Source organism: Alteromonas infernus (assembly GCF_902705815.1).
In genome coordinates this window covers 1-25,751 of record NZ_CACSIG010000051.1, presented here as the reverse complement: position 1 = coordinate 25,751, position 25,751 = coordinate 1, and the positions used below count along the sequence as shown (strand labels likewise).

Below are 25,751 nucleotides of genomic sequence, written 5' to 3'. Positions count from 1 at the left end.
ACGCAAGGCTGCCTAATTTAGCGAGTGGTGCACTTCGGAGTTGAATTCGCGCGTTAACTATTTCACAATAGTAATTATAATAAAGTCACGAAACTTAACTTATCGTACGCATCTTCAAATATTCCACTGCCCATGTATTTTAAATTCTCCTACGATGAGGCTATCTCTGATATTACAAGCAGGTTTTATAGGATTAAAAGACTACTTCTATACTAGTCTTGAAAATCCATACGCAGAATATAATGCAAAAAGCGCTCCTACACCTGTTCTAAGCTATTCAACTACCTAAGGTCATGCAAAATCTAAAAATGTAAGGGTTAAATAGCGGACTCGTTTCCTTAACGAATGTAATATTTTCACGCATATAATGAAATTAAGTATATATTACACTACGTAAAATCTAAATCTAATCAAGATGTCAAAAACTAGCGTCTGCACAACTGAAGGTGTATAAATACTAGTGTTAGATTATCCTTTCATATATATTTGTTTTTAAAGTAAATATGTAACATTCTAGTTGTTCTTAAATGAAAGTTTAATTTATTTTAACAGTCATGGCTTTATTTGCGCTTTAACTTGCTGGCATCAATAAAAATTAAAATTTCGAATTGATTTGGTTATGCAAAAAACTGGAAGTGTTATTGTGGTATAGATATTGAATGTTACGAGATGGTATCCACAAATTCTCACCGGAGACGTAATGATTAGTGCCTATACTGTTAGCGTCGTGGTTGTTGTGAAATCTCGCGTTAAATCCTTAATTAATTTAATTAATCAACTAGAAGATTGTGAGGTGTTACCGGAAGAGCTTGTAGTTGTCTGGATGGCTCCACCAAGCCAGTATTCGTTAATATCTAGTCAAAAGTTTCCTGTACATCATAAGTTCAAGATATGTGACGATCTACCTATTTCAAGAGCAATTAATAAAGGTGTTCGTAGTGTTTCCAATAGTCACTGCTTAGTTATCAATGTCGAATCGATTATCTCCTCGAAATTAATAAAAAACCTAAAGGATGTTTGGAGACCTTCTTGTGTTATAACAACCAAAATTGTATGTATTTCTAGAGCTCTTATGCAATTAAATTTTCTTCAGCTAGCTACAGAACTAGATAAATATCCGCATTTCGAGACTGAAGAAAACGCGAGATTTTGCGTAAAAAATAACAATGGCTTGTTTTTTATCAGTTTACGAGATTTTGAAAAAACTGGTGGGTTCGATGAACACTATCGCGGCTACGGAGTAAATGACGAGGATTACGTAGAAAGGTGTATTGCCTCTAATATGTCGTTAAGTACTGTGAGTGATACAACCTATATTCGTAATCGCGTACACTATCAATACCCTGTCCTTCATGTTACAAATTTCATTCAAAACTCACGGTACTTTTATAGCAAGTGGGGTAAATACCCCTGCAAAGATGTGCTAAAAAATTTCGTAGAAATGGGATTCATAAATAAAGATTATGAGGCCAGCCGTTTGCACATTCTGCGAAATCCCTCTACAGATGAATTAGCATCTTATAAACTTGAAGCAACCAATTCTTAGATGGGGCTGAGACAGTTGTGTACTCGCTTAAAGTAACGAAATAAATGGGATTTGCAATATTAATATTCTACTGGAAATTACTCAATTCTGTTTTGTGTTAAGTCTATTTTAGCGGTGGTCTCAAGATTTTAACGCGTGATATTTAATGCACTTATTTAGCTGAGTCTTAGTGGTTTATGTATAACTCGAGATGATGTCTTATATCGCCTGTAAGTTGATTCGAAAAATATTGAATTGTTTTTGATGAATAAATGTTATGTAACTTACCAGTGATCCTCTACATTAGCGAGCATCCCATATGGACAATATAGAGCAACATATATTCGAAACAGAGAGAATTTTGATTTGCAATGCGGGGAGTGGTTCATTAGAACTTCAAGAGTGGGAAGAGTCAACCAAGCTTAATATGAATATAGTGGAGGGCGAACCCAAGCAGCTTTTTGATCATTTCAAAAAATATATAGACGAGACGCTACCGTATCAAATAATTTTGCACCGTGTTGTACATGTTGGAAAGGTGGATCGGAATCCTAAGCTAGTAGATGAAGATTGCCTTAACTTAATAAGGCATTGGTCGCCCTTAGCACCGCTTCACAATGAAATTGCGCTTAGGTTGATTGAATATGGAATAAGGGAATGTCCGCATGCAAAACATTTTATTTTCTCAGATTCTACACTTTTCAATACCATTCCAGATTGTGCACGTCATTACGCCCTACCTGAAGGACTCTCTGAAAAATGGCCAATAATGAGATATGGATTTCACGGGCTTGCGCATCAATCCCAATGGAATCAACTGCAAAAGCAAAAGAAATATGAACGCGTTATCACTATACATCTCGGAGGCGGAAGCTCATTAGCTGCCTGGAAAGGGGGAATAGTTATCGATACAACAATGGGCTTTACACCAAGTGACGGCCTTCCTATGACAACACGTAGCGGAAGTATAGATCCTAATATTGTATTGCATTTGCTTGAACGGGAAGAACATACACCTGAAAGCTTATCCAGATTATTTAACCATTCTTCTGGACTCGCAGGAATTAGCGGAATTTCAGGAGACTACCGTGATCTTAAAAAGAGTGAGTCTGGCTCTGCTTCTGTAGCGTTAGAAATATATTCCTATGCACTTACCAAAGCAATAGGAGCTTTTGTCGGTGTAATGGGAGGCGTAGATGCTATTGTATTCGGAGGTGGACTTGGTGAGCACCAACCGGATATACGAGCAGATTCTTTATGTCAGCTGAGCAAGCTTGGGATTTCTATTTGTGAAAAAAAGAATAGAAGTGCACAAGGAATTTGCGCGCTTCATCAAAAACATTCTCAAACTGAAATATGGCTTATTCCCAGCGATGAATGCCTGGAGATGCTCGGCCAGTATAAACGATATTCCAAGGAGACAGTTTAATGTCAACAAGTTATAGCACTGAGGTAAGCGATCAATTCAATGAATGGTCTCACGGATATCGTAAAATTCAACACACTAAAGCCACAGTTAGACTTGTCGAAGAATACCTCCAACGTATTCCTCTTGAATCAAAGGATGACCATAGGAAGTTATTAAACACGATTGCGTTGTTAAAAGCTGCTGACCGAATTTGTAGTGCTAGCATGTGGCTAGTCGCTCACATGACATATGCTAAACGTGTTCCCATGGATGGCTCGGTTCTATCCGCCGATGACTTTAAGAAAAAAGCGCAGGGGCATACTGGCGGGGCTCTAAACATGACACCCGCCTATACGGGTTATCTTCTTGCCAATTCGCTTAGCGGAAAAACACGCTCATGGGTAATGGGTCAGGGTCATTGTGTTGCAGCAATAGAAGCAGTAAACGCTATTATAGGCAATCAGTATGAAGAAAAAGCAAAACTTTATTCATGTGATGAGCAGGGATTGAGTCGTTTGTGTAGAGACTACTACTCATATGAACTTGATAAAGATGGTGAACTTAAATCACGCATAGGTAGTCATGTAAATATTCATACAGCAGGCGGAATTTCAGAAGGCGGATATTTGGGGTTCACGGCACTTCAATATTCACATATGCCCCTTCCCGGGCAAGAATTAGTAGCATTTTTAAGTGACGGCGCTTTTGAAGAACAAAGAGGTAGCGATTGGGCACCGCGTTGGTGGCGCGCAGCTGATACGGGATTAGTCACACCTGTTATGATCGAAAATGGTCGCAAAATTGATCAGCGGACATTGATGGCGCAGGAAGGAGGAACAAGCTACTTCGAAAAATATCTAAAACTGCATGATTTTAATCCTTTGCCTATAGATGGGAGTGATCCAGCTGCTTACGCTATAACTCTTCTTAATGCTATGGAGACCTTATCAAAAATTGGTCAGGAAGCCCAGGAGGGGCGTATCTCCTACCCGGTTAAACTTCCTTACATTATCGCGGAGGTGGTTAAAGGTTACGGGCTACCTGCAGCAGGAACAAACGCAGCTCATAACCTGCCATTAGGTGAGAATCTAGTTGAAGACGATAAGGCAAGGGAAGAATTTATTAACGCTACCGCCGCTCTATATGTCTCTCAAACAGAACTAGAAGAAAGTGTGAAAACTCTTAATAATCATTCGATTAATGGTCGTGTCCGAGAAAAAGACCATGAATTGAGATTACTGAAACGTAGAGAGTTAATTTTTCCAGACGATAATTACATCGAATCAGGCCTATCAGTTTCCTGTCTGAGAGAGATTGATAAGTGGTTCTCAGATCTAATTCATTGCAATAAATCTGTACGTTTTCGTTTAGGCAATCCTGATGAAGTGCAAAGTAACAAGATGACTAAAACATTAGCATCATTAAAACACCGAGTGGCTAATCCAGAAAACAACGAGACAGAGTCGATAACTGGCGGTGTTATTTCTGCATTAAATGAAGAGGCTGTCGTGTCGGCTGTATTGGCGAATAAGCAGGGTGTAGGACTGGTAGTTAGTTACGAAGCTTTTGCTATGAAGATGCTTGGCGCGATGCGCCAAGAAGTTATTTTTTCAAGAAACTTAAAAAAAGCAAATCGACCAGCCGAATGGATTAGCATACCGGTTATAGCAACGTCGCATACTTGGGAAAACGGCAAAAACGAGCAATCCCACCAGGATCCCAAGTTTTCCGAAAACTGGCTCTGCGAGATGTCAGATATTTCGCCTGTATATTTTCCTATTGATGCAAATACATCTAAGGCGATTTTAATCAATTTATATAAGACTAGAGGGAAGATAGCGGCGATGGTTGCTTCAAAAAAGGCCCTTCCCATTGTAACAACCGGCGATGAAGCAGCAACGGCGGCGAATAACGGCGTATTTATTGCGATTAAGGAACCGAATGCTGATATTCAGCTCATCGCTATTGGAGGTTATCAATTACAAAGCTGCCTTAAAGCCGCAAAATTATTGCAGAGGGAATCAGTAAAATGTGAGGTCGTAGCCTTACTTGAACCGGGACGATTTCGAGTTCCCCGTGACGAAACAGAAGCAGAGTATTGCCATGATAAAGTTATGATTGATCTTATGATTGCACCTGCTCCCTTGCGCATTGTGGTTTCACATACTGGAGAAGAAGTTATCACGGGAGTCTTGCGGCGGCTCGATTTAGGCACCGAAAAAACAACTTTCATGGGATATAAAAATCAGGGAGGTACATTAAACTTAGACGGCATGTTAAAGGTTAATGGACAATCAGAAAGAGATATTGAGAGCGTGGCTAAAAAAATGCTCAGTACCAACAAGTAATACAAATTTTTTTAGGAAATCATTTCGGCATTATCAGTATCACACAATGCCTACATACTAGACATCTCAAATAGGAACATCAATGACTGGATTTCCAAAACTTGGCATTTTAGATTCTACAATTTCACTAATTCGCGATCCTTATCGCTATATATCCAAGCACTGCGATGAACTTAATACTGATGTATTTCAAGCTCGATTGCTATTACAGAAAACTGTCTGTATGCGAGGTGAAGAAGCGGCGAGAATTTTTTATAATACTGAATATTTTTCTCGTACTGGTGTTGCGCCCTCAAGAATCAAGAAAACTCTCTTTGGTGAAGGTGGTGTCCAAGGGCTTGATGAAGAAGAACATTTTCAACGTAAAAAAATGTTTATGTCTTTTTTAAGGGCAGACAAGATCGGAAAGTTGAGCATGATCACTTGCGATATCTGGAAAAGCCGAGTTAAAGATTGGTCTTCAAAAGAGAAGATAAATTTATATCAACAGTCTTGTGAACTGTTAACCCAATCAGTATGTATGTGGGCAGGCGTTCCTCTCAAGGAATCCGAAGTAAGCCAACGTAGTGAGGAACTAACAGCATTATTTAACTACGCAGGTAATATAGGACCTAAGCATTGGAAAGCAAGAATTGCAAGAAAACGAAATGAAGCATGGTTGATAAGCATTATCGAAAGCATTCGAGAAGGGACCTTCAGGCCCTCTACTAACAGCGCTGCATATATAGTGGCTAATCATAGAGACTTAGATGGATGCTTGCTGGAATCACAAATCGCTGCGGTGGAATTAAACAATCTTTTGCGGCCAACTGTAGCGGTAGCAGTCTATATAGTTTATTGCGCTCACGCTTTACATCAAAATCCCCTCATCAAACACAGGTTAGTAAATGGATCAGACAAAGACTATGAGTGTTTTGTGCAGGAAGTTCGGCGTTTATACCCCTTTTTTCCATTCACTGCAGCGACAGTAAAGAGAACTTTCGAATGGCGTGGATATAAATTCCCTAAGGGTAGACGAGTGTTTCTGGACTTATTCGGAACAAATCACGATGCTCGTACCTGGGAGAATCCAAATAATTTTGATATGGAGCGCTTTCGTGATTGTAAAGTCAATGACTATGTATTTATACCACAGGGTGGTGGAGATCATTTTCGAAACCACCGCTGTCCTGGAGAATGGGTAGCAATTGAACAAATGAAAATTGCAACAAAAATATTGGTATCCGAATGTGACTACACCGTACCAGAACAGGACCTAGATCTAAGAATGGGGAATTTGCCGGCTTTACCAAAAAGCAATTTCATTATTTCAGATGTTCGTCCTATAGATAAAGATGAGGACTTGAATGACCATATTTAACACTTTATAAATTGAAGGCTGTGATTGGTCCAAGTACCGAAATTATATTTAAAAACTAATCATTTAATTAAATCCATATTAAATTCAAAAGAGCGCTTCGATCCTAAATGATTTTTAATAGCGTTATAACGGATATGATGAAATTATAAAATAAGCTATCAACTGTTTAAACTATATTAGAATTAGTTACTACACCAAGGTTATAAGAACCAAAAGAAAATCGATACAATCTGTACGAAGTAGTAGTTCAGTAAAGGCTATCGAGGCGCGTAAGCTTTAGGCCGAAATAACGATCCCTCAATCTTGTTTAAGAAAGACTGCAACTTGTCTGAACTAAAGTTTCATATCTGACAGCTAACAGCGACACAGACGATTGAGGAGGCTCCCCAAAAACTGACTCTAAGCTACTTTGTAATTCTATCTGGCACGATCGAAATGTTGAGTAAATGGAAGCACACGCTCGTTATTACTGTAAAAACGCAAGGTCCGCCGCTAAATACACCTAATTTCTCCCATCGGTATAAAAATTGTAACAAGTTGACAGATAAACTGATTGCCCACCACCCCATGGCAATTTTTCACACTATGCTTATATACAACGTAAGGATTACATATGAAATATTCTAGATTTTTGGCAATGATAGTCACCTCGACTATAGCCATGTTCATCATGATGTATTTAAACACTTACGCAATTTTCCACGTTTGGTTTAGTGAAACCCGCACTTATATGGCTCTGTACATGGGAGCCGGCATGGCCATCATTATGCTCGCGTTTATGTTAGGGATGTACGCTAATAAAAAAGTAAATACGATAATTTTTATTGGGGCAGTTGCGCTATTTGCCATCTGTTTATATCTCGTTCGTTCCCAAACGACTATTTCAGATTCTGCATACATGAAAGCAATGATTCCACATCATTCTATAGCCATACTGACAAGTGAACGGTCAAATATTGAAGATGCCCGCGTGCGTGAACTTGCTGATGGAATTATCAAAGCGCAGCGAAAAGAAATTAAGGAAATGGAGTGGTTGATAAAAGATATTGAACAGAACGGAAAACTGACCTCTGGGTCTGAAGCAGCAAAGCGTCCGGTTCCGAATTTCGAAGGTAAAGTAGATAAAGGAAGAGACGATGAGTAATAAGGCAATACTCTATAGAATGGTCACCGATGAGCACATTTGCCCTTATGGATTGCGCTCCAAGGACTTGTTAGAGCGGAAAGGCTATGATGTTGAAGACCATCATCTGACTTCAAGGGATGAGACTGATAAGTTTAAAGCAGAGCACGGTGTGGAAACTACACCGCAAACTTTCATTAATGGAAAGCGGATAGGCGGCTATGACGACCTCAGGGAGTTTTTCAATAAAGGTCAAGCAGGGCAAACCGGCACTACCTACACGCCGGTTATTGCAATATTTTCAGTAGCAGCGTTGCTTGCACTGGCATTTCAGTATTATGTGGCAGGCGACATTGTCTCAATCAGGACGTTAATGTTATTTATAGCGTTCTCTATGACCCTGCTAGCCGTGCAAAAACTCAAAGACTTATACAGCTTTACTAATTCATTTATTACTTACGATCTTCTTGCCATGAGGTGGCTCAGATATGGATATATCTATCCATTTGTTGAAGCCTATGCTGGAATAGGTATGGTTGCCCAGCTACCGGCGCTGGCAGTTGCTCCCTTTTCGTTATTTATTGGAACAGTAGGGGCTATTTCCGTTTTCAAAGCGGTCTATATCGACAAACGAGAATTGAAATGTGCGTGTGTCGGCGGAGATAGTAACGTCCCCCTAGGCTTCGTTTCTTTGTCTGAAAATCTATTTATGATAGCAGGCGCGCTGATCATGTTATTCCGATAACCAGACAAAAGGCTTTTAACTAAACGGGTAGTGAACCATCAGCTAGAGAATATACTACCCGCATTTTAGTCATTCCTTCTGTCACGATGCTAGCCTAGTCATGGTAGTCTACAGAGTTGTAGTTAATATTATTCAAATACAGCTTCAATGGTTAAAGTGTTCTCGACCTCATCGAAGATTAAAATACAAATGTTGCAGTTATTCGTTTACGCCAAGTTTTGAAACTGCGAGTAGCTTTTTAAGTCTCTTTTTAATTAGGAAAGTCTCGATCTATTGATATACTAAATTTTCATCGTTAAGACGATGATATTTTTATCCTTTGGTTCGTGGATCTTTTAGAAAAATAACCATTCAAACAAAATAACTTCAAAAAGGATAATTACTCAAGATTGAAAAGTAAATTCTTATAGTTCTGTTACTTCCCAACCGTTAACAGTCCTTCGCAAGCAATATCTTATACTTTTCTGAACTGTATCTCTTACAACTATCACGCAATCATCTACTTCTACGCATTCAATTTTATCACCATTTTTTAGGCGTGCGTCTGCGGATGAACCTTTGATTATGAGCTCTGTATGATCAATCTGTAAGTTGAACGCTAAACAATAAGCACTTAATGCATCAGTTATTTCTGAATATTGACAATCGTTTTGAGATTGTTTAATGGTATTTACAATGATCTTTGTCATATATAGCGTTCTCAACACGTTTTCATATCTTGGGTAAACATTTATAGGTGAGATATGAAATATTAATAAAAACTGCATACGATAAACTCTATCTAAATAAAACATAAAAAGTCATGTTGTTCAGATGAAATAATCTTTGCGAACATTATTATGTCGAAAAAGTACATTGTTACAGTTTTTATTTGATAGCTAATAGGCTCTCATAATTTTAAGGTGTCACTCATATTTAAGTGTTATAAAATTGATTATAATTAATAATATTTTCTTTATCGTCAGACAAGTTTTATTATAAATATAGCCAATATCATATTCTTATTCAACGCATTCAAAATCCAGTAAATGCAGATGCTCTTCTATTGAGACACCATCTAGAGTATACATTAAGAAATGAACTCGGCAAACAGGTACTAAGGAGGATCTTAGAGAATCGCAAGCAGGCAGATAAATGTCTATTAACTAGACTAGTCCGCAACTATGGCTTAGGCTAACTAAATTAATAATGAACGGAAAAAAAATCATCAACAATTTTCTTCATAGAAAGCTTGGCTTTGATAATCAATTGCTGAAACAACTACTATAAGTTTAGGAAATTTACTTGTTCTAATAATTTAGTGCTAGGTGATAACTTGTCGAATAAAGAACTAGCTAAGATCTTTCTGTGAAAGACACATTCTATTCTTTCCTTGTTTTTTAGCCATGTAGAGAGATTCATCAGCTAGCTTGTATGCTGTGTCGAAGTTAAAATTTATATCTTCCACATAAACTGCTCCAAGACTCATAGTTATTTTTAAGTTAATATTGTAGCTAGATATAAAAAATGAATTTTCAGCGATAACTCGAATCAGTCTCTGACTAAATAGTACGGCAGCCTCTTCGCTCTTAGTGGGGACAAATATTATAAACTCTTCACCTCCAAAACGTGCAAGTATATCAAAATGTCTAACATTGTTTGACAGTCTCTCTGCTACTTCACACAATACGTTATCGCCAGACTGATGACCGTAGATATCATTTACGTTCTTGAAATTGTCAATGTCGGCCAGTAATAAATAACCTGATGTCATATTGGAAAATAAAAGAGCTTCTTCAAAACCTCTACGATTATACAAACTGGTTAGAGGATCAAGCTGCTATTTTAAATTTGCATTTCTCAATTCTCGTGTTTTTCTTTTATTTATCAAACCAGAAAAAACCAGTAGCGTAAAGAAGAATATAAGGTTGATTCCTAAAATAATTGCAAGCATAGAGGCTTTCGAGGCTATAATCAGATATTCATGCTCTATTTCCATATTAAGACTCTAATATTGTAATTGCTGAAATCGACCAAATTTAACAACTGATAAGATAATTTTAGAGGTCGCGAATAATAGTGAAGAAAGTGAGAAGTAAAACAATGAAAGACAGCTTACCGATATTACAGGCCCCTCCAAAAACGCAGGGATACTGACGATTAATATTATTTTCGTCAACATAATGTGAAGCCACCCCATAAGTATATACAATAATGCAGCGTACTCCATAGAGATCTTCCTTATATAAAAGTTATAAATAGTGAGGCCTGTAGAGAAAGTGAGAAGTGAAGGTCCGCTGTAAAAATTAAATAATACACCTTTGTTAAAAGATTGTGTGAGAATTTCAATAAAAGGTTTTCTCCAGAAGTCGGGTGATAAAAGTAACCAGTATAATTCTAATTCTGACAAATTAATATCGTATTTTTTATTAGATATGTTGATATAATTATCAGGATCAACCGTTAAATTACCGATTAACATTATGGAAATGAAGGATGATACGATCGCACATGTAGCAATAATTAAATTCTTAAACATGGAGTTGCCTGTTTTTCTCCGGTGAGACCCGTCAAAGTTGGAAATCTTATGTGTCTCTCGCCAAGCTGCAAGTGCCAGCCTAGCTAGGCTTTATTCTACTCTTACTTAACTTGTAAAAGGCTCCAACGTTAAGTGAGGAACATTTCATTTTTTATCATCTCTGCTCTTTGAGAAACTGTGTATAGATCGTATATACAGTAACTTTTATCTACAAGTAAATATTCTACCGCTGACCGTAGGTTGGAATTATATTGTTCATTTACTCTCTAATAAGGGATCGGCTAACTTCACTTCGTCACGTGCGATCGCAAAAATTCATTTTTTTCTAAACCATTTCAGGGGCGAGTGCTGTAACTAGTATTATGAAATAAATGTAAGGTTGCTCATGCTCTGGCTTTTAGGTCTTCACATCTTCGGTCTTCTGATCTGGTTGGCAACCGTGTTGTATTTGCCAATCTTAATTGCTACTGAGTCGAAAATGCGCGAAGACTTTATCGATATTCCATTTGGAATGGGGTCGGTAGCGCGGCTGATATTCGCGTATGTGGCTTCGCCCGCGGCTATCATTTCTATTATTGCGGGAACATTGGTCTTTGTAATAAACGACACCCTTACTTTCTGGCTGATGGTGAAACTAACCATTGTGACGATACTGGTGATATTGCACGCGAGCCTTGGGCTACTGATAACGCGCCTTGAACGCCAGGAAATGCGTTATCTGGCAGGCTTTAGCTGGTACTTTCTGATAGCGATATTTTGCTGCGTCGGAAGCATACTGTTTGTGGTCCTGGCAAAACCTGCTGCACCTGGTTTTGTGCCATGGCCAATCTAGGGCTCAACTTAGCGTTCACTATTTTGAGGCTCGTTAACACCTACGCCGTAAGCAAAAACCAGTTGAGCGCCCAAAAAACCAGTAATACCGATAAGGATGCCAGCTAGAACGCTGACATAGATTCCCCAGGGATTAATAAGTTCGCCGGGGTTATCGCCTAAGCGTAAGGTAAGGTTAAATGTGGTCAGCGATAGCGTCATTACTGCTAGAACGGCGTGAGCCCAGGCTGCGACAATATGGCGAATAATATGTACAGTAAAAACATCAATGGCACCGGCAAGGCTGGCCAAAACACCAAATGCCAGTCCAGCAGCAGTAAGCCAAAAACTGGCTTCAGCCCAGAAAGGATCGCTGGTAAGGATAAATACAGTATCTGTGACAATGAGTATGAGCAAAAACGCGATGGGAAAATGGATCAGGGCTGGATGTAGTGCATGCCCCCTAAGTGAAGCGCGGCTGCTGATTATTGAATTCGACATAGAAGCATCAGATCCTAAATACCGTTTAAGGAGTGAGTTTGGTAAATAGAGTAACAGAATATCTTTTCACTGCCAGTGCCTTATTGTTGGCAGGTTGCAGTGAGCCGTATTCCATTCTCGCCCCTGCAGGTCCGTCAGCCAAGGCGGTTACCACAATCTGGTGGGGCATGCTCACGGTTGGAGTCGTGGTATTACTGGGGATTTGCTCACTCTGGTGGTATGCCAGCTTCCGACGCAATCGTAAATATAGCGATGCAGATGTAAAACGCGTTCTTACTCGTATGGTTTTGTGGGGCGGTATTGTGTTACCCACGGTGGGCATAACCGTATTGCTCATTTTTGGTATTCCAGCCGGGAATATTATGCTGCCTTGGGCAGATGAGCGCGCTGTGCGAATTGATGTGCATGCCAGACAATGGGCGTGGGATGTAACCTATCCGCAACATGATATTGAACTAACAGATGAAATTCATATTCCTGTCGATACGCCAATTGATATTCATGTGACTAGTGCGGACGTGATTCATGGCTTCTGGGTGCCACGGCTAGGGGGAAAGATTGATGCGATCCCGGGGCACACGAACATCGTGCGTTTGCAAGCCGATGAAGTAGGTGAGTTCGGTGGCCAATGCGCCGAATATTGCGGCCTTTCTCACGCTAAAATGCATTTTAAAGTCATTGCTCATTCTGCTGAGAAGTTTGATGCATGGCTCGTCCAACAAGGTAAAACACAATGAATGGCAAATCAGAACTACACAAAAATTTTGCCAAGGTGTGGGATAACCTACCTGGGTGGGGCAATCTTGCAGCGGTAAACCATACTTCTATCAGTCAGCGATTCATGCTAACCGGGGTGATCTTTTTTCTCGTAGGCATTTTGCTGGCAATGCTGATCCGCTCGCAATTGGCGTTGCCAGGTCAGACACTCATTACTGCCGACCTGTATTCACAGGTTTTTACTATGCACGGCACTATTATGATGTTCTTGTTTGCCATTCCGGTTCTGGAAGGCGCGGCGATGTATCTTATTCCAAAGATGATCGGCACGCGCGATCTAGTCTTTCCCCGTTTGAGCGCCTTAGGCTATTACTGTTACCTCTTTGGAGGGTTGATTTTGCTGTCAAGTCTGGTGCTAGGCATCGCGCCTAATTCGGGCTGGTTTATGTACACACCCTTATCCAGCGACGACTATTCCGCCGGCGCGGGCTCAGACTTCTGGCTACTCGGAGTGACTTTTGTGGAAATATCTGCAGTATCGGCAGGTATTGAGCTTACCGTCTCGATTTTGCGTACGAGAGCGCCGGGCATGAGTTTGAGCAAAATGCCTATTTTCTGCTGGTATATTCTCGCGATGGCGTTAATGATCGTGTTCGGTTTTCCTCCGCTGATTCTGGCTAGCATTCTGTTAGAGCTTGAGCGGGCAGCGCAAATGCCTTTTTTTGATCCTAACGCTGGTGGTGACCCTATTTTATGGCAGCATTTGTTCTGGTTATTCGGCCATCCTGAGGTTTACATTATTTTTCTGCCGGCAGCGGGTATGGTCTCCACTATATTGCCAGTGTTCGCGGGTCGACCTCTGGTGGGATATCGTTGGGTTGTGTTATCAGTAATCATCACTGGGTTTATCAGTTTTGGCTTATGGGTACACCACATGTTTACCGTTGGGATCCCTCATTTGGCCCAGGCAATTTTTTTCCATTGCCAGCATGCTGGTGGCGATTCCCACAGGCATTCAGATTTTCGTTTGGTTAACGACATTGTGGGTAGGCCGCGTGCGGTTTGAACTGCCGATGCTATGGATTTTTGGCTTTTTGTTTATCTTCGTTTGCGGTGGGTTGACAGGTGTGATGCTAGCACTGGTGCCCTTTGACTGGCAGGTGCACGATACGCACTTTGTAGTGGCACATTTTCATTATGTGCTTATTGGCGGTATGTTCTTTCCGCTGATCGCCGCCCTATATTACTGGTTGCCCCATTTTTCCGGACGAATGCCGTCTATGAGAATGGGACGCTGGGCGTTTGGCTTGGTGTTTGTCGGATTTAATTCAACGTTTCTGATCATGCACCTAACTGGTCTGTTGGGCATGCCACGCCGAGTGTTTACTTACGAAAGTGGCCTGGGCTGGGATTGGTTAAATCTGAGTTCTTCCATTGGTGGCTTCGTGCTCGCGATTGGTATTTTAATGCTCGTCTTAGATGTGACGCTACATTTTCGATATGGTCGAAAGGCTTCATCTAATCCTTGGCAAGCTGATACATTGGAATGGGCCACGGGCATGCCGCCGGTATCTTACAATTTTGCCAGTATCCCTGAGGTAAAATCACGTCATCCACTATGGGACGACCCGTCGTTGATTAATAGCATTCCAGCTGGCGAACATGGCTTAAAAAGTATTAAGCACGGGCGACGGGAACTGTATGGAACAGATGCGATTAGTGGCAAGCTAAAAGAAGTTATTCATATTCCCAGCCATTCGTGGTGGCCTCTAATTTGTGCGGCTACCCTGGCGGGGTTGTGCATCAGCCTGGTGTCTAAAGCGTATATGGTCGGCATCTTTTTCGCCATATTGGGTCTAGGCTTCTTTTTACGCTGGAGTTGGGAGAACGGCACGCACAAGACGATGGCACCACTGACGGATGAAGAAGCGAGCCGGGGAGAGCCGCCTCTGCACTCGCGCACCTTTGACGGGCCAGGGTTATGGGGTATGTGTGTGACTCTGTTAGCTGACGGCACCTTATATTTGTCGCTGCTTTTCGGTTGGTTATATTTGTGGACAGTTTCACCAAATAAAACCTTACCTGACGTGTCGGCAATTTCGCCGGTTTTAATGGGGCTAAGTGGTGCGTTACTGACCATTGCAGTGACTTTGTATCGCCGTCTGAATCGCTATTTGCGCTGTGAGCAAGAGAAGTCGCTCGCTAAGTGGCTTTGGCTCGTTTCAGTCTGTGGAATGGGTCATGTTGGACTATTGGCTTTCATCACTGTTTCGAGTGACCTGCAATTTACGACTAATGCGTATGATGCCGTATTGTTGGTGATGCTGGCCTTTTTGCTTTTCCACAGTATCATCAGCGTGATCACCACTACGCTCCAGGCACTGCGGGTTAGTTATGATTACATCAGTACAAAGCTGTCCTATGAAATTGTCGTAATGAGCCCCATGTGGTTGTTTACACTTGTTATTTTTTGGCTAAGCTTCGCAAGCTTTTTGATCTTACCAACAATATGGGAGGCTAAATGAAAGTTTCCCGCGCGCACCCTTGGCATCTTGTGGCCGGGTTTGTGATTTGGGCGCTCTGGTTTGTATTTACATATGGCGGTGTCGCGGTGGCTTGTCAGCTGGCTAAACCTGCGGCCGAGGCGGGCCCATTTAATTGGATAAACCTTAGTTTTTTAATTCCTACGTTTCTTATTGTTATCTATTTGGGAATTTGCGCCTTTAAGTCGTGGCACGTAGCGGCAAATGCAGAAAATGAGTCGCGCTTTTTACTGCGTGTAGCGGCGACAAGTTATCTTGCTTCGGCCATTTCGACGCTGGCTGTTGGCATTCCTCTTTTGGCGATGGCACCATGTATTTAATTATTCTCGTAGCAACGTTATTGTTTTGGTCAACCGGTGCATGGGCGCACAACCCCTTTACCAGTGGTGGCCAGGACGCGTTTTCCGCTAGCCTTACGGCGGTGATAGTACTGATATTCTGGATAATCTATGTATGGGGCTGCCGCTACGCTACCGCAGTTGCATGGCGGAGATGGCTATTTCATATCACCATTTTGATCACCTTTTTTACCATTTTGGGTCCGTTGGACGAATGGGCTGAACATAGCTCTGCTGCGCATATGACCCAGCATATGTTTATGATGGTAATAATAGCGCCAGCTTTCGCTTTGGCTCGGCCATTGCCACAGTTCTACAGGGCTTGTGGAGCATATGGGGAAAGATTATGGAAATATGCATTTAAAATCACTCAATATCCGATGGTATGCACCTACTTTCACGGTATGATGATCTGGTTCTGGCACATCCCGAAATTTTATATGTTGGCGTTGGAGAATCCCTGGATTCACGTATTCGAACACGCCTGCTTTCTGATATCGGCGGTATGGTTTTGGTGGGCCTGCTTACATGCCTTTACCCGTAATGTTCCCTATGCGTTGCTGGCACTGTTGGTGACGCTAATGCACACGGGCTTTTTAGGTGCGTTTCTTACCTTTGGCAGCACTCCTTTTTACGGTGAATCCCGCAACCTTGCCGATCAGCAATTAGCGGGACTTATCATGTGGGTAGTAGGCGGAGTGCCCTACATCACCGCAGCATTTTGGGTGGGGCATCGCTGGTATAGACAGCTACAACGAAAATCGCTGACTGTTTAATCAGAAGGATTTGTACGTGAGGACTACCGGCCTCGGAGAATAGTTAGCAATCTTGTCATAGAAAGCGCGCCATTACGCGCTTTCTCGTCACCAAATCAAAGCTTGTTAATTAAGCAGCTTCAAGTACAGCTTTTAGCGATGACAGCGCAACATGGTCGTCCATCTCAATCACCATTTTTGCTGTCAGCTGAGGATAACCTTTAGCCAGAACGGCGATTTCCTTACCATCTTTGCGAAAAACAGCGAGGTATTGTTCATCTTCCGGTGTGCCCACCGCTTCGATTTCGTCCCACTCTTTTGCATGACCTACGTATTCAAACTTTACATCAAATTGCTGTGTCCAGAAATAAGGGGTGCGATCAAATGCTTTACGTTCGGCAGGGTAGGCTAGGCTCGCGAGTATATTTTCTGCTGCGCAACGACCATGCTGCTGGGCTAGTCGCCAGTGCTCAATGTGCATTTCTTCGCCATTATACGGATAGCTGGTAATATCACCCACCGCATAGACATCTTCAGCAGCTTCAAGGAATTCGTTCACTTTCACCAATCCCTGGTGCGTTAATGTAAAGCTATTGAGTAAATCTTTATCAGTCGTTATGCCGGTAGCTAGCAGCACCAGATTGGTTTCCAACATTTCGCCACTTTCCAGCTTCACTGCGGCTACTTTTTCAGTACCATGAAATCCACTTACTGTGCCCTCGACAAACTCGACGTCATGCTTCTCGTGTAAATCACGGAAATACTGCCCGATTTGGGTTCCAAATTGTTTTTCAAACGGTACCGCATCAGGTGCGATAACCTTTACCCGTATATTGTCGCTACGCTGCTTTAATGAAGCGGCCACTTCCAGACTAATAAAACTGTTGCCAACAATGGTAATATTGTTCGTGTTTTCAACGTCAGCTAATAGACTTTCCACATGCTCAATATTTCGAAGCGTATGGATCCCCAACAAATTAACGCCGGGTAAATCCGGCCGGACGGGGATCCCGCCTGTGGCAATAAGTAATCGATCGTATGCCAACGATTGACCATCATATAGCTCAATTTGATGGGCGGCAGTATCAATTCCGGATACTTTAGCCACTAGGCGTGTAACTTCTGTGATATCCATGTCGTCTTGATTAACAAGGGGGTCTACCTCATCAGGTTCCATGTCGCCCGCTGTCACAGCTTTGGTAAGCAGTGTTCGGTCATAAGGTGCATCTGCTTCTGGATCAACAACAGTGATCCGACCGTGGTAACGATTGTTCACCAGACTTTGCAGAGCGGCAGCGCCTGCTGCGCCAGCGCCGACAATCACAATATGAGAATGTGCGTTAACTGCAGTTAATCGGTTTTGTCGTTTATCGGTGCTGTCGGTGGCCTGTTCGGGATCCACAAGTACCTCGCCGTCACGTATTTCAACCGCATACCGAGATAATCCTGTTAGTGCAGGTGGCTCGCATACATCAGCAGAGGCGATATCAAAAGTGCCTTTATGCCATGGGCAAACCAACTTGCCTCGACATACTGCACCATCTTCAAGAGGCGCACCTTTATGAGGGCAATCGGCGCTGCTGGCATAAACGTTTTCACCGTCACGAATGAGAAGAATTTCTGTATCGTTAAGGGTAACGCGTTTAGGTTTGAGGTTTTCAAGGCGGTCTGCAGGACCGGCTGAGATAAATGACATGAGAGGCTCCTTATCCAAATGGGCGCCGACACCGTGTGCCAGCAAGGAAGTATTGCGAGACTCTAAACCATCAAGTTTTATTCCTATTCGCGCATTGAAAACATTAAATTTCATTTTGCGGTCGTGCAATCTTACTTATTCAATTAAAATCATTAGTCTATGGCATTTATTAACCAACGCGGTGTGGCAGCAAAGGCTCCTTGCATGATGGCTCCCCAAACCAATCGTGTTTTTACTACAAAGTATATTCCTGTCGTTCGCAAGTTTTACACTGTCCCGCCGCATTATCGATTATCAAGCAGACGCGGCGCGTTTCCCTAAATTGCCGAAGTTGATTAGATTTTGTCTATTTTCATCGTTTTCTCTCTGTCAATGACCCGAAACGCGGGTTGATTCGTTACTAAATAGTAACCCTCTTAATTTTAGGTTTCAGGCAAGGACTTATTGATGGCACAACAAGCAGCAGAAAAGCGGATTGTTCTGATAACTGGTGCATCTGGCGGCGTAGGCAGTGCACTTTGTGAGGTGCTGAAAAAAGATTATCACCTTATTGGGTTGGATTTGACACCTTGCGAAAGTGCCGATGAAAGTTACAAGTGCGATTTTACCTCCAAAGACTCCATTTCCCTTGCGCTGTATAAAATTCATGAAAAACATGGCAGTCATATTGCCTGCGTGATTCACCTTGCCGCCTATTATGATTTCTCGGGCGAAGACAACCCATTGTATGAGGCTCTCAATGTAAAGGGGACGGCGGATTTTCTAACCGAACTGCAGCGCTTTGATGTGGATCATTTCATCTATTCCTCCACCATGCTCATTCATCGGGCAGGGGTCCCTGGAGAAAAAATTATCGAGGATACGCCCATTGAGCCCGGCTGGACCTATCCGCAGTCTAAAGCCGATGCCGAAGAAGCCATTCGCAGCCATCATGGCAAAATTCCCTATACCCTGTTACGAATGGCAGGCTTGTACGATGACCACACCGCTGTTCCCACTTTAAGCTATCAGATCGCCCGCATTTACGAGCGGCAATTTAAGAGTTGGGTGTACTCGGGCGATAAAATGGCCGGACAAGCTTTTTTGCATAAAGACGATATGGTGTCATTGTTTACCGAGCTGGTTAAAAAGCGCCATGAAGTGCCCAAAGAAAATGTACTATTGGCCGGCGAAGACAGCGTAATGGGTTATCAGGCGCTGCAAAATCGAATTGGTCATTTGATTTATGGTGAACGAGAGTGGAACACCATCGAAATACCGGAGTATGTTGCTAAACCTGGAGCTTGGCTGGAAGAAAAAACCGAGCCGGTGGTACCTGACGCCTTTGATCATGGTGAAAAGCCGTTCATCAAACCATTCATGATTGATTTATCAAGTGATCATTATGACCTTAATCTCAGCCGGGTAAAGGAACAGTTAAATTGGCGACCACAGCACCACATTTATGATGCACTGGAACGGTTAATTGACAATCTGAAAAAAGATCCGCCAGGTTGGTATAAAGCCAATGGCATCACTTTGCCAGACTGGATGCAAACGGCGAAGGAAAAAGAAGTTAACGCCAACGCAATTCGTGAAAAGCACGAAGATCATTATCGTGACGCCCATAGCAACTTTATTTGGGCCCACTTTATGAATATCGGGTTGGCGTTCTGGTTGTTAACCGCGCCATTTTTGTTGGGGTATGAAAGCCGCGCAATGACGATTAGTGACATGGGGTCGGGTCTGGCACTGCTGGTGTTTGCCGGTTTAAGTCTGTCATGGCGAATGAGCCAGGCTCGCTGGGCCGCGGGAATTGTCGGATTTTGGGTGCTCTCTGCACCGTTGGTGTTCTGGGCTCCTACGGCGGGGGCCTATCTGAACGGCACGTTAGTGGGCATGCTGATTATTGCTTTTGCCGTGTGCTCGCGGCCAACGCCCGGTGTATCACTAATAGCGGCGGAGACCGGCCCCAATATTCCGCCCGGTTGGGAGTTTAATCCGTCAAGCTGGGTGCAACGGATGCCTATTATTTTGCTCGCATTTGTAGGTTTTTTTATTTCACGCTATTTGTGTGCCTTCCAGTTAGGACATATAGACGCGGTATGGGAACCGTTTTTTGCAGGCGGGGGCGGTGACCCGAAAAATGGCACCGAAGAAATTATCACATCTGAGGTATCTGAGGCGTGGCCGGTTCCCGACGCCGGGTTAGGTGCTATGACTTATGCGCTGGAAATTCTTACCGGCCTGATGGGGTCAACCCGCCGCTGGCGCACCATGCCCTGGTTGGTAATGCTGTTCGGCATCATGATTGTGCCATTAGGCGTGGTGTCGATTTTCTTCATTATTATTCAGCCCATCGTTATTGGAACCTGGTGTACACTTTGCCTGATTGGTGCAGCAGCCATGCTGATTCAAATTCCTTATTCGCTGGATGAACTGGTGGCAACTGCTGAATTCTTATGGCGTCGTAAAAAGCAAGGTCGCCCATTGCTACGTATTTTCTTTACCGGCGATACTGATACAGGAGCCTGGAAGGGTGATGAAAGAGAGTTTGAACGGGGCCCCATCACGGTATTTAAAGACATGATTGGTGGTGGCGTTACTTTACCCTGGAATCTTGCGCTTTGCATTCCTATCGGAGTTTGGCTGATGTTCACCCGTCTGACGCTGGGGGCAGAGGGCAGCATGGCCAATGCTGATCATGTGGTGGGCGCTCTGGTCCTGACAGTCGTTGTTACTGCTACTGCCGAGTCTGGGCGCATGGTACGTTATGCGCTTGTTCCTCTAGGCCTGGCATTATTTACCACGCCATTTCTGCTCGGTGCCCCTCTGGTTTCAGTTGTTTCAAGCTTGCTATGTGGCGCATTGCTAATTGGGTTGAGTTTACGAAAAGGTCATATTAGAGCAAGCTACGGGAAATGGGATAAATTCATTGTTTAGGAAAATAAGAGGGCTTCTTCAATCAGGTTATCCCTCTTGTCGGCAAAAAGCATGGATAATAAGCTGCTCCCACAGCCCTGCTAGTGGCGTTCAAGTCATTCGCCTTTCATTTGCTTCTGGGTTGGCTAGTTTATCTCGTTTTGCATCATTTTTTTTCTGATATATTAGCCCTTTATGAAGTCTACAGTTTTCATATGGTGACGTTTTTTGTTCAGTCTCCGACATCGCCCATTTTAATTGCTCCAATTGTGGCAATGTTTAGACTACTAAAGTATATTTTTCTTCAGAAAAAGTGCAATTTTAGGCATGGGAAATAAGCGCCATTGGCGCTTTTTTTGTCTAAACAATTTAAAGTACCAACAAAGTTGCAACGTTGGCTGATTGTGTTAATGTATAAACATTGTTGGTACGTGGAGGGGGTGTTATGGAAACTGTAATTCGCAAGTATGGTAATTCAAAAGGGGTAATTATTCCTGCTGCGTTGCTGAAGGAATTGGATCTTGACGTTAACGAAAAGATTGACGTTAAAACAGAAAATGGGCGGATTATCATTGAGCCTATGCGTCAGCTAGAGTATTCCCTTGATGAGCTGCTGGCTCAGTGCAGTCCCGAGACAATGACTTTGGATGATGATGATAAGGCGTGGTTGAACGATTCGCCCGTTGGCAAAGAGGCGCTGTAGTGGTTAAGAAGTATATTCCTGTTCACGGTGACATTGTTTTCACTGATTTCGATCCATCTGCTGGTCATGAGCAAGCGCATAAAAGGCCAGCTTTGGTGTTGTCACCGGAGCCATTTAACAAGCAGATCCAACTTGCTCTGGTTGCACCAATTACATCGACGGTAAGAGGGCATGGCTTTGAAGTTAATTTGGGCGATAAAACGCAAACAAAAGGGGTTGTTCTATGCCAACAGGTAAAGACAATTGACTATGACTATCGAGGCATCAAGTTTATCGAAAAAGCGCCCCAGAACGTGATTAGTGAAGCTTTAGCGCGTGTTCGTGCGTTAGTAAGCTGATATAGGAAACACAATGGAAATCAATACCTCTTTGTCATCTAGCCAAGCTAGATTCGCCACATGGATTGAAGAAGAAATGCCTTATCTATGGCCGTTGTTTGACTTCAGCAAGAGGGAGCTTATTTCAAGCAGTGTTGATGAGTACTGTGAAGTTGCATCGAGAGGTGAGCAAATAATGGCAAGGTTTGCTGCGGGTGTATGGTGCGGTAACAATCAATTTAATTTTGACTTCATCGAAGCAGCTGCTCACTTGGATGAAAAGCAGATGAGCGTTGTAACTGACTGGCTGAAAAGTCCGTTTTGGCCTTAATTAACGATATTGGAAACAGAGACATGGCACCGAATATAAATGGCAAGGAAATTATTACTGATTACGGCTCTGCTGTAATCGTTGAGTATGATCAGTCAAAGGAAAAGTTTCTTGTTGAGTACACTGGTCAAGACGCAATTGGATGGCTTACCAAAAGTCAATTTTTACTGAAATAGGCAAATGGGAAACACGAGGCAGCAATGAACACATTCACGTACATCGATAAGCGCTTAATCGACTTAGGCCAAGAACAAAAAGCAAAGCTTGTTCACGCTTTAAATGATAAAGAAAAAGCGTTGGTAAACGCGTTTTACACTGGTGCAAAAAATGAACTTGCGTCGCTGCGTGATGAATTAATGCGTGATGTGTCACCTGTTGATGACGAATTACCTAAAAATCACATCGTTAATCACGCAGAAATGCGTGAATCGAGCTAATGGAAAATAATAAAAATACACACAATGTCCAGTTTTACATATTCCGCAGTCTTTTTAATTGAAGTAATCCCTGACTGAGGAATTTATGAAAGAATATTTGGTAATGATGTTTGTGTTTATGGTAGCTTTTTTCCTGTATGGGTATTTGTTTGGACCATTACTTATCTCATGGCTCATTGTAGGCCGCGCAACTTTGTACAATAAAGGCGTTAACCTTTCCAATGATGGCATAGCTTGTTATTTATTTTACTTTGCTTGGCCTCTCTATCGAAACCGGTAAGGATTTATTCAAAAAATATGGTTAACGAAGATTTTGAAGAGTTAAAGAAGCGTTTAGGCTCAGCTTCGGGCACCGAATGGATCGCAGTGATGATTGATTCTACCAGTGATACAGGAGCTTATAGCATTGAAGAAATTTATGTTATAGCAGAGCAATACTTCATCTGGGGGGAAGGTGAGTTCATGGATAAGAAATTTTGGCAGATGATATCGAACGCTACCAATGTGAAAAATCAGAGTGAATTCTTTTCTAAGTATAAACGTGTATTTGATGAAACGAAGATGGATGCAAGCAAGCTAAACATGGCGAAAGCTGCATTTGCTGAGTTGAAACGAGACGCAATGCTTTATGCTCAGGGCCTTGATAAGGACAGCGAGGATTTTAAATTTGAAGCTTAAAATAAAAAAGTGATACGAATCTGCAAACTATGGGCACCCTTAACCCCCGTAGAAGTTAAAAAACAGAGCGCGTGTACTCAAAACTTTGGCATTGATTGCATAGGTTTGATTTCCCCTCCCAGCTCTGTTCGCACTTTATGCAAAGGTGGAGCATAGATTCTCTGAAGTCAGTGTATTTTCCCATGGTATTTTCACGAAATCCTTCACCGTTTTCATAGGAAGCTTTGTGACTACCTAATAACACGTAAACGGATTCGGACCCTTTTTCGAGCGCATAAATGCGTGATTGTTGTTTTGAAGTACTTAAGGTTTTTGGGGAGGCGTTCGCGATTTCTGTCGTGTTAGTATGAGTCGCAGGCCCTGTATAAATGTTCGTGTTCTGATATATGCCTCTTGGAGTGTCGATATCAGCTAGTAATGTTTCTTTATTTTCACAAACAAACTCATCGTGGCGTTGCTGAAATCGTACTTCTCTAGGGTGATAGTGCCAATATTTACCGGTGTGCGAACGCGCTAGGAACTCAATGAGAGCGTCTTTATATTGACCAGACTTGGTTTCTTCAAAAGCCTGCATTAAAGACATTACATTAAACTCTATTACCCCAGAATTGTTTTCTGGGCTTTTGAGTTGTTCTGGTATACGTCGACCATCATACGTAATGTACACAACCAGTTCGAACGAACCAATCTTAAGAACAAGATCTACCATTACGCCATTGCGCATCAGTTCTGATTCCACAATGTCGAACTGAACCACTTTTTCCTCAGTCAAAGTGTATCGATGTGAGTATGGGTGCTCCGACCCCGGAATGGTGGAAGATAAGCTTTTTAAATAGGCAGGTAGACAAAGCATCGCGCCTTCTTCAAATAACTGTTTCATCATTAACCTTACCGATACAGCAAAGGAATAATCACAGGGTTTTACTGTTTTCTTTTTTACGTCTCTTGATTGGTGAGCAAAGTGCCACTCTTTGATGGAACCATGTCGCGCTATTAAAGGTGTTTTGCAGGATGGGCATATACAGTCGCACTTAATTCCGTTTTGAACGCTGCCAACATCTACTACCTGATTGCTTTTCAGGTGTAATCCAAATGGTATGAGAGTAAAAGCGCCCATTGTCATTCCTTTGCTTAATCGAATACGGCTATGCGCTACCTAGATAGAAATAATATTTGTTTTATTCTGACTTTGATAGTGCGACGTTAAAAGTATGAGTTTTTTATATCTGTATTAGTTACTGAATTAGGGGAAATATCGTGCTGGTGGTATTTACCTTCGCCGCAGGTTCGTCTAAACTTAAATCAACAAAACACTTCTGTTAGCACTTTTTTTATGGCCATTATGGTCATTTAACTCCCGCGCAGAAGTCACTTGTGTCTCAACTACATTGTGCATTGTACAAAATAGTAGAGACTTTAACGGAAAAAAATCTTAAACCGAAGCTTCGTTCTTCGTCAGCTTTATGCAAAACGAAACCCTGTTTGGGACACACCAAACAGGTGAGTCCTATATGTTTTTTCTTACACAATAGGACTAATGATATGGCTTATTCTTGCTATTTAGTGAAACCCGAACAAATCAAGCGCATTGCTTCACCAGTTCACTGTAATCACTTTATGCACCATATAACCGTAGATTTTGGTATTCCTAATAATTCCCCTTTACCTTCCAATCCCAATAATGTCCAAGTTATCGGTGTTGCTTCTGACGATAAAGCGCAAGCTTTAGTTGTTTCAGTTGATGGTAAAAAAGAACGGTCTAATGGACAGGTATTTCATATCACAGTTTCTACTGCTGATAATGTAAAGCCCGTCTATTCTAATCGCCTGTTGGAATCTGGATATACCCCCATTAATCCAATTAACATTGATGTAGAACCATCGTTCGTTAACTGGTAATCGCAAGATTATTTAAACCCATCAGGGACAAAACATTGTCCTTATGGGCTAGAGGTTGTTGATCTTTGTATGAAAAGCAGCCGGCATAGCAACGAGGT

At 42.1% G+C, this 25,751-nt stretch carries 24 protein-coding genes and 1 pseudogene; 20 read left to right on the top strand and 5 right to left on the bottom strand.

All coding sequences use genetic code 11. From position 1 onward, the window contains the following. The first annotated feature begins 700 nt into the window (after positions 1-700). The 6 genes from ACX5J7_RS12620 (at position 701) to ACX5J7_RS12595 (ending at position 8,509) form a co-directional block, all read left to right on the top strand. Positions 701-1,546 (top strand): glycosyltransferase family 2 protein, encoded by an 846-nt coding sequence (locus ACX5J7_RS12620; RefSeq protein ID WP_287151352.1) that lies wholly within the window; start codon positions 701-703, stop codon positions 1,544-1,546. A gap of 298 nt (positions 1,547-1,844) precedes the next feature. Next, positions 1,845-2,954: an acetate/propionate family kinase gene (locus ACX5J7_RS12615; protein ID WP_015068043.1), complete on the top strand. Its 1,110-nt coding sequence runs from the start codon at positions 1,845-1,847 to the stop codon at positions 2,952-2,954. Further along, complete coding sequence (locus ACX5J7_RS12610) at positions 2,954-5,281, top strand: phosphoketolase family protein (RefSeq protein WP_015068044.1); 2,328 nt, start codon at positions 2,954-2,956, stop codon at positions 5,279-5,281. Before ACX5J7_RS12615 ends, ACX5J7_RS12610 begins: the two co-directional genes overlap by 1 nt. Before the next feature lie 82 nt (positions 5,282-5,363). After that, complete coding sequence (locus tag ACX5J7_RS12605; RefSeq protein WP_020744940.1) at positions 5,364-6,641, top strand: cytochrome P450; 1,278 nt, start codon at positions 5,364-5,366, stop codon at positions 6,639-6,641. Positions 6,642-7,254: 613 nt separating this feature from the next. Beyond that, the gene (locus tag ACX5J7_RS12600; RefSeq protein ID WP_015068046.1) at positions 7,255-7,785 is read left to right on the top strand and encodes a DUF305 domain-containing protein; all 531 of its coding nucleotides are present in this window, start codon (positions 7,255-7,257) and stop codon (positions 7,783-7,785) included. Next, the gene (locus ACX5J7_RS12595) at positions 7,778-8,509 is read left to right on the top strand and encodes a MauE/DoxX family redox-associated membrane protein (protein ID WP_015068047.1); all 732 of its coding nucleotides are present in this window, start codon (positions 7,778-7,780) and stop codon (positions 8,507-8,509) included. The genes ACX5J7_RS12600 and ACX5J7_RS12595 overlap by 8 nt, the downstream gene beginning before the upstream one ends. 1,330 nt (positions 8,510-9,839) lie before the next feature. On the opposite strand, the pseudogene ACX5J7_RS12590 reads toward ACX5J7_RS12595, so the two are convergent. After that, positions 9,840-10,313 (bottom strand): annotated as a pseudogene (locus ACX5J7_RS12590) (GGDEF domain-containing protein); the annotation flags it as partial. A 1,099-nt stretch (positions 10,314-11,412) separates the two neighbouring features. On the opposite strand from ACX5J7_RS12590, the gene ACX5J7_RS12585 reads away from it, so the two are divergent. After that, the gene (locus ACX5J7_RS12585; protein ID WP_015068051.1) at positions 11,413-11,859 is read left to right on the top strand and encodes a CopD family protein; all 447 of its coding nucleotides are present in this window, start codon (positions 11,413-11,415) and stop codon (positions 11,857-11,859) included. 8 nt (positions 11,860-11,867) lie between these two features. Here ACX5J7_RS12585 and ACX5J7_RS12580 read toward each other — a convergent pair whose 3' ends face one another. Both ACX5J7_RS12580 and ACX5J7_RS12575 read right to left on the bottom strand, forming a co-directional pair. Further along, positions 11,868-12,338, bottom strand: a complete 471-nt coding sequence (locus ACX5J7_RS12580) for a DUF2231 domain-containing protein (RefSeq protein WP_012519726.1) — start codon at positions 12,336-12,338, stop codon at positions 11,868-11,870. Positions 12,339-12,363: 25 nt separating this feature from the next. After that, positions 12,364-12,507 carry a hypothetical protein gene (locus tag ACX5J7_RS12575; RefSeq protein ID WP_498707302.1) on the bottom strand — a complete coding sequence of 48 codons (144 nt, stop codon included), beginning with the start codon at positions 12,505-12,507 and terminating at the stop codon, positions 12,364-12,366. On the opposite strand from ACX5J7_RS12575, the gene coxB reads away from it, so the two are divergent. From coxB to ACX5J7_RS12550, 5 genes are read left to right on the top strand one after another with little or no spacing between them, the layout of a single operon-like run. Next, complete coding sequence (coxB, locus tag ACX5J7_RS12570; protein ID WP_498707301.1) at positions 12,506-13,075, top strand: cytochrome c oxidase subunit II; 570 nt, start codon at positions 12,506-12,508, stop codon at positions 13,073-13,075. The genes ACX5J7_RS12575 and coxB overlap by 2 nt on opposite strands. Further along, positions 13,072-14,121, top strand: coding sequence for a cbb3-type cytochrome c oxidase subunit I (locus ACX5J7_RS12565; protein ID WP_498707300.1), 1,050 nt, complete (start codon positions 13,072-13,074; stop codon positions 14,119-14,121). Before coxB ends, ACX5J7_RS12565 begins: the two co-directional genes overlap by 4 nt. Beyond that, positions 14,045-15,580, top strand: coding sequence for a cytochrome c oxidase subunit I (locus ACX5J7_RS12560; protein ID WP_498707299.1), 1,536 nt, complete (start codon positions 14,045-14,047; stop codon positions 15,578-15,580). The genes ACX5J7_RS12565 and ACX5J7_RS12560 overlap by 77 nt, the downstream gene beginning before the upstream one ends. After that, positions 15,577-15,918 carry a hypothetical protein gene (locus tag ACX5J7_RS12555; protein ID WP_012519723.1) on the top strand — a complete coding sequence of 114 codons (342 nt, stop codon included), beginning with the start codon at positions 15,577-15,579 and terminating at the stop codon, positions 15,916-15,918. Before ACX5J7_RS12560 ends, ACX5J7_RS12555 begins: the two co-directional genes overlap by 4 nt. Then, positions 15,909-16,712 (top strand): cytochrome c oxidase assembly protein, encoded by an 804-nt coding sequence (locus tag ACX5J7_RS12550; protein WP_012519722.1) that lies wholly within the window; start codon positions 15,909-15,911, stop codon positions 16,710-16,712. The genes ACX5J7_RS12555 and ACX5J7_RS12550 overlap by 10 nt, the downstream gene beginning before the upstream one ends. A 109-nt stretch (positions 16,713-16,821) precedes the next feature. Here the strand turns inward: ACX5J7_RS12550 and ACX5J7_RS12545 are convergent, their stop codons facing one another. Beyond that, positions 16,822-18,387, bottom strand: coding sequence for an FAD-dependent oxidoreductase (locus ACX5J7_RS12545; RefSeq protein WP_012519721.1), 1,566 nt, complete (start codon positions 18,385-18,387; stop codon positions 16,822-16,824). A 447-nt stretch (positions 18,388-18,834) separates the two neighbouring features. Between ACX5J7_RS12545 and ACX5J7_RS12540 the strand changes: the two genes are divergently transcribed. From ACX5J7_RS12540 to ACX5J7_RS12510, 7 genes are all read left to right on the top strand, one after another. After that, complete coding sequence (locus tag ACX5J7_RS12540) at positions 18,835-21,309, top strand: vitamin K epoxide reductase family protein (protein ID WP_012519720.1); 2,475 nt, start codon at positions 18,835-18,837, stop codon at positions 21,307-21,309. A gap of 424 nt (positions 21,310-21,733) precedes the next feature. Then, positions 21,734-21,991 carry an AbrB/MazE/SpoVT family DNA-binding domain-containing protein gene (locus ACX5J7_RS12535; protein ID WP_012519719.1) on the top strand — a complete coding sequence of 86 codons (258 nt, stop codon included), beginning with the start codon at positions 21,734-21,736 and terminating at the stop codon, positions 21,989-21,991. After that, positions 21,991-22,329, top strand: a complete 339-nt coding sequence (locus ACX5J7_RS12530; RefSeq protein ID WP_012519718.1) for a type II toxin-antitoxin system PemK/MazF family toxin — start codon at positions 21,991-21,993, stop codon at positions 22,327-22,329. Before ACX5J7_RS12535 ends, ACX5J7_RS12530 begins: the two co-directional genes overlap by 1 nt. A gap of 13 nt (positions 22,330-22,342) precedes the next feature. Continuing rightward, positions 22,343-22,639, top strand: coding sequence for a hypothetical protein (locus tag ACX5J7_RS12525; protein ID WP_012519717.1), 297 nt, complete (start codon positions 22,343-22,345; stop codon positions 22,637-22,639). Between the two features lie 23 nt (positions 22,640-22,662). Continuing rightward, positions 22,663-22,815, top strand: a complete 153-nt coding sequence (locus tag ACX5J7_RS12520) for a hypothetical protein (RefSeq protein ID WP_012519716.1) — start codon at positions 22,663-22,665, stop codon at positions 22,813-22,815. Between the two features lie 24 nt (positions 22,816-22,839). Then, positions 22,840-23,076, top strand: coding sequence for a hypothetical protein (locus tag ACX5J7_RS12515; RefSeq protein WP_012519715.1), 237 nt, complete (start codon positions 22,840-22,842; stop codon positions 23,074-23,076). A gap of 297 nt (positions 23,077-23,373) precedes the next feature. Beyond that, the gene (locus ACX5J7_RS12510) at positions 23,374-23,754 is read left to right on the top strand and encodes a hypothetical protein (protein ID WP_012519714.1); all 381 of its coding nucleotides are present in this window, start codon (positions 23,374-23,376) and stop codon (positions 23,752-23,754) included. Between the two features lie 55 nt (positions 23,755-23,809). Here the strand turns inward: ACX5J7_RS12510 and ACX5J7_RS12505 are convergent, their stop codons facing one another. Continuing rightward, positions 23,810-24,871 carry a competence protein CoiA family protein gene (locus ACX5J7_RS12505; protein ID WP_012519713.1) on the bottom strand — a complete coding sequence of 354 codons (1,062 nt, stop codon included), beginning with the start codon at positions 24,869-24,871 and terminating at the stop codon, positions 23,810-23,812. A 425-nt stretch (positions 24,872-25,296) separates the two neighbouring features. On the opposite strand from ACX5J7_RS12505, the gene ACX5J7_RS12500 reads away from it, so the two are divergent. Further along, positions 25,297-25,653 carry a hypothetical protein gene (locus ACX5J7_RS12500; protein WP_012519712.1) on the top strand — a complete coding sequence of 119 codons (357 nt, stop codon included), beginning with the start codon at positions 25,297-25,299 and terminating at the stop codon, positions 25,651-25,653. Positions 25,654-25,751 lie beyond the last annotated feature (98 nt).

Excerpts from the sequence above, each read along its gene's own strand:
- ACX5J7_RS12595 (WP_015068047.1), top strand. The coding sequence starts at position 7,778 with ATGAGTAATAAGGCAATACTCTATAGAATGGTCACCGATGAGCACATT.
- ACX5J7_RS12525 (WP_012519717.1), top strand. The coding sequence starts at position 22,343 with ATGGAAATCAATACCTCTTTGTCATCTAGCCAAGCTAGATTCGCCACA.
- ACX5J7_RS12555 (WP_012519723.1), top strand. The coding sequence starts at position 15,577 with ATGAAAGTTTCCCGCGCGCACCCTTGGCATCTTGTGGCCGGGTTTGTG.
- ACX5J7_RS12605 (WP_020744940.1), top strand. The coding sequence starts at position 5,364 with ATGACTGGATTTCCAAAACTTGGCATTTTAGATTCTACAATTTCACTA.
- ACX5J7_RS12550 (WP_012519722.1), top strand. The coding sequence starts at position 15,909 with ATGTATTTAATTATTCTCGTAGCAACGTTATTGTTTTGGTCAACCGGT.
- ACX5J7_RS12560 (WP_498707299.1), top strand. The coding sequence starts at position 14,045 with ATGCTGGTGGCGATTCCCACAGGCATTCAGATTTTCGTTTGGTTAACG.
- ACX5J7_RS12620 (WP_287151352.1), top strand. The coding sequence starts at position 701 with ATGATTAGTGCCTATACTGTTAGCGTCGTGGTTGTTGTGAAATCTCGC.
- ACX5J7_RS12515 (WP_012519715.1), top strand. The coding sequence starts at position 22,840 with ATGAACACATTCACGTACATCGATAAGCGCTTAATCGACTTAGGCCAA.
- ACX5J7_RS12615 (WP_015068043.1), top strand. The coding sequence starts at position 1,845 with ATGGACAATATAGAGCAACATATATTCGAAACAGAGAGAATTTTGATT.
- ACX5J7_RS12610 (WP_015068044.1), top strand. The coding sequence starts at position 2,954 with ATGTCAACAAGTTATAGCACTGAGGTAAGCGATCAATTCAATGAATGG.
- ACX5J7_RS12585 (WP_015068051.1), top strand. The coding sequence starts at position 11,413 with ATGCTCTGGCTTTTAGGTCTTCACATCTTCGGTCTTCTGATCTGGTTG.
- ACX5J7_RS12510 (WP_012519714.1), top strand. The coding sequence starts at position 23,374 with ATGGTTAACGAAGATTTTGAAGAGTTAAAGAAGCGTTTAGGCTCAGCT.
- ACX5J7_RS12545 (WP_012519721.1), bottom strand. The coding sequence starts at position 18,387 with ATGTCATTTATCTCAGCCGGTCCTGCAGACCGCCTTGAAAACCTCAAA.
- ACX5J7_RS12535 (WP_012519719.1), top strand. The coding sequence starts at position 21,734 with ATGGAAACTGTAATTCGCAAGTATGGTAATTCAAAAGGGGTAATTATT.
- ACX5J7_RS12565 (WP_498707300.1), top strand. The coding sequence starts at position 13,072 with ATGAATGGCAAATCAGAACTACACAAAAATTTTGCCAAGGTGTGGGAT.
- ACX5J7_RS12575 (WP_498707302.1), bottom strand. The coding sequence starts at position 12,507 with ATGCCCCACCAGATTGTGGTAACCGCCTTGGCTGACGGACCTGCAGGG.
- ACX5J7_RS12580 (WP_012519726.1), bottom strand. The coding sequence starts at position 12,338 with ATGTCGAATTCAATAATCAGCAGCCGCGCTTCACTTAGGGGGCATGCA.
- coxB (WP_498707301.1), top strand. The coding sequence starts at position 12,506 with ATGCTCACGGTTGGAGTCGTGGTATTACTGGGGATTTGCTCACTCTGG.
- ACX5J7_RS12520 (WP_012519716.1), top strand. The coding sequence starts at position 22,663 with ATGGCACCGAATATAAATGGCAAGGAAATTATTACTGATTACGGCTCT.
- ACX5J7_RS12540 (WP_012519720.1), top strand. The coding sequence starts at position 18,835 with ATGGCACAACAAGCAGCAGAAAAGCGGATTGTTCTGATAACTGGTGCA.
- ACX5J7_RS12505 (WP_012519713.1), bottom strand. The coding sequence starts at position 24,871 with ATGGGCGCTTTTACTCTCATACCATTTGGATTACACCTGAAAAGCAAT.
- ACX5J7_RS12600 (WP_015068046.1), top strand. The coding sequence starts at position 7,255 with ATGAAATATTCTAGATTTTTGGCAATGATAGTCACCTCGACTATAGCC.
- ACX5J7_RS12500 (WP_012519712.1), top strand. The coding sequence starts at position 25,297 with ATGGCTTATTCTTGCTATTTAGTGAAACCCGAACAAATCAAGCGCATT.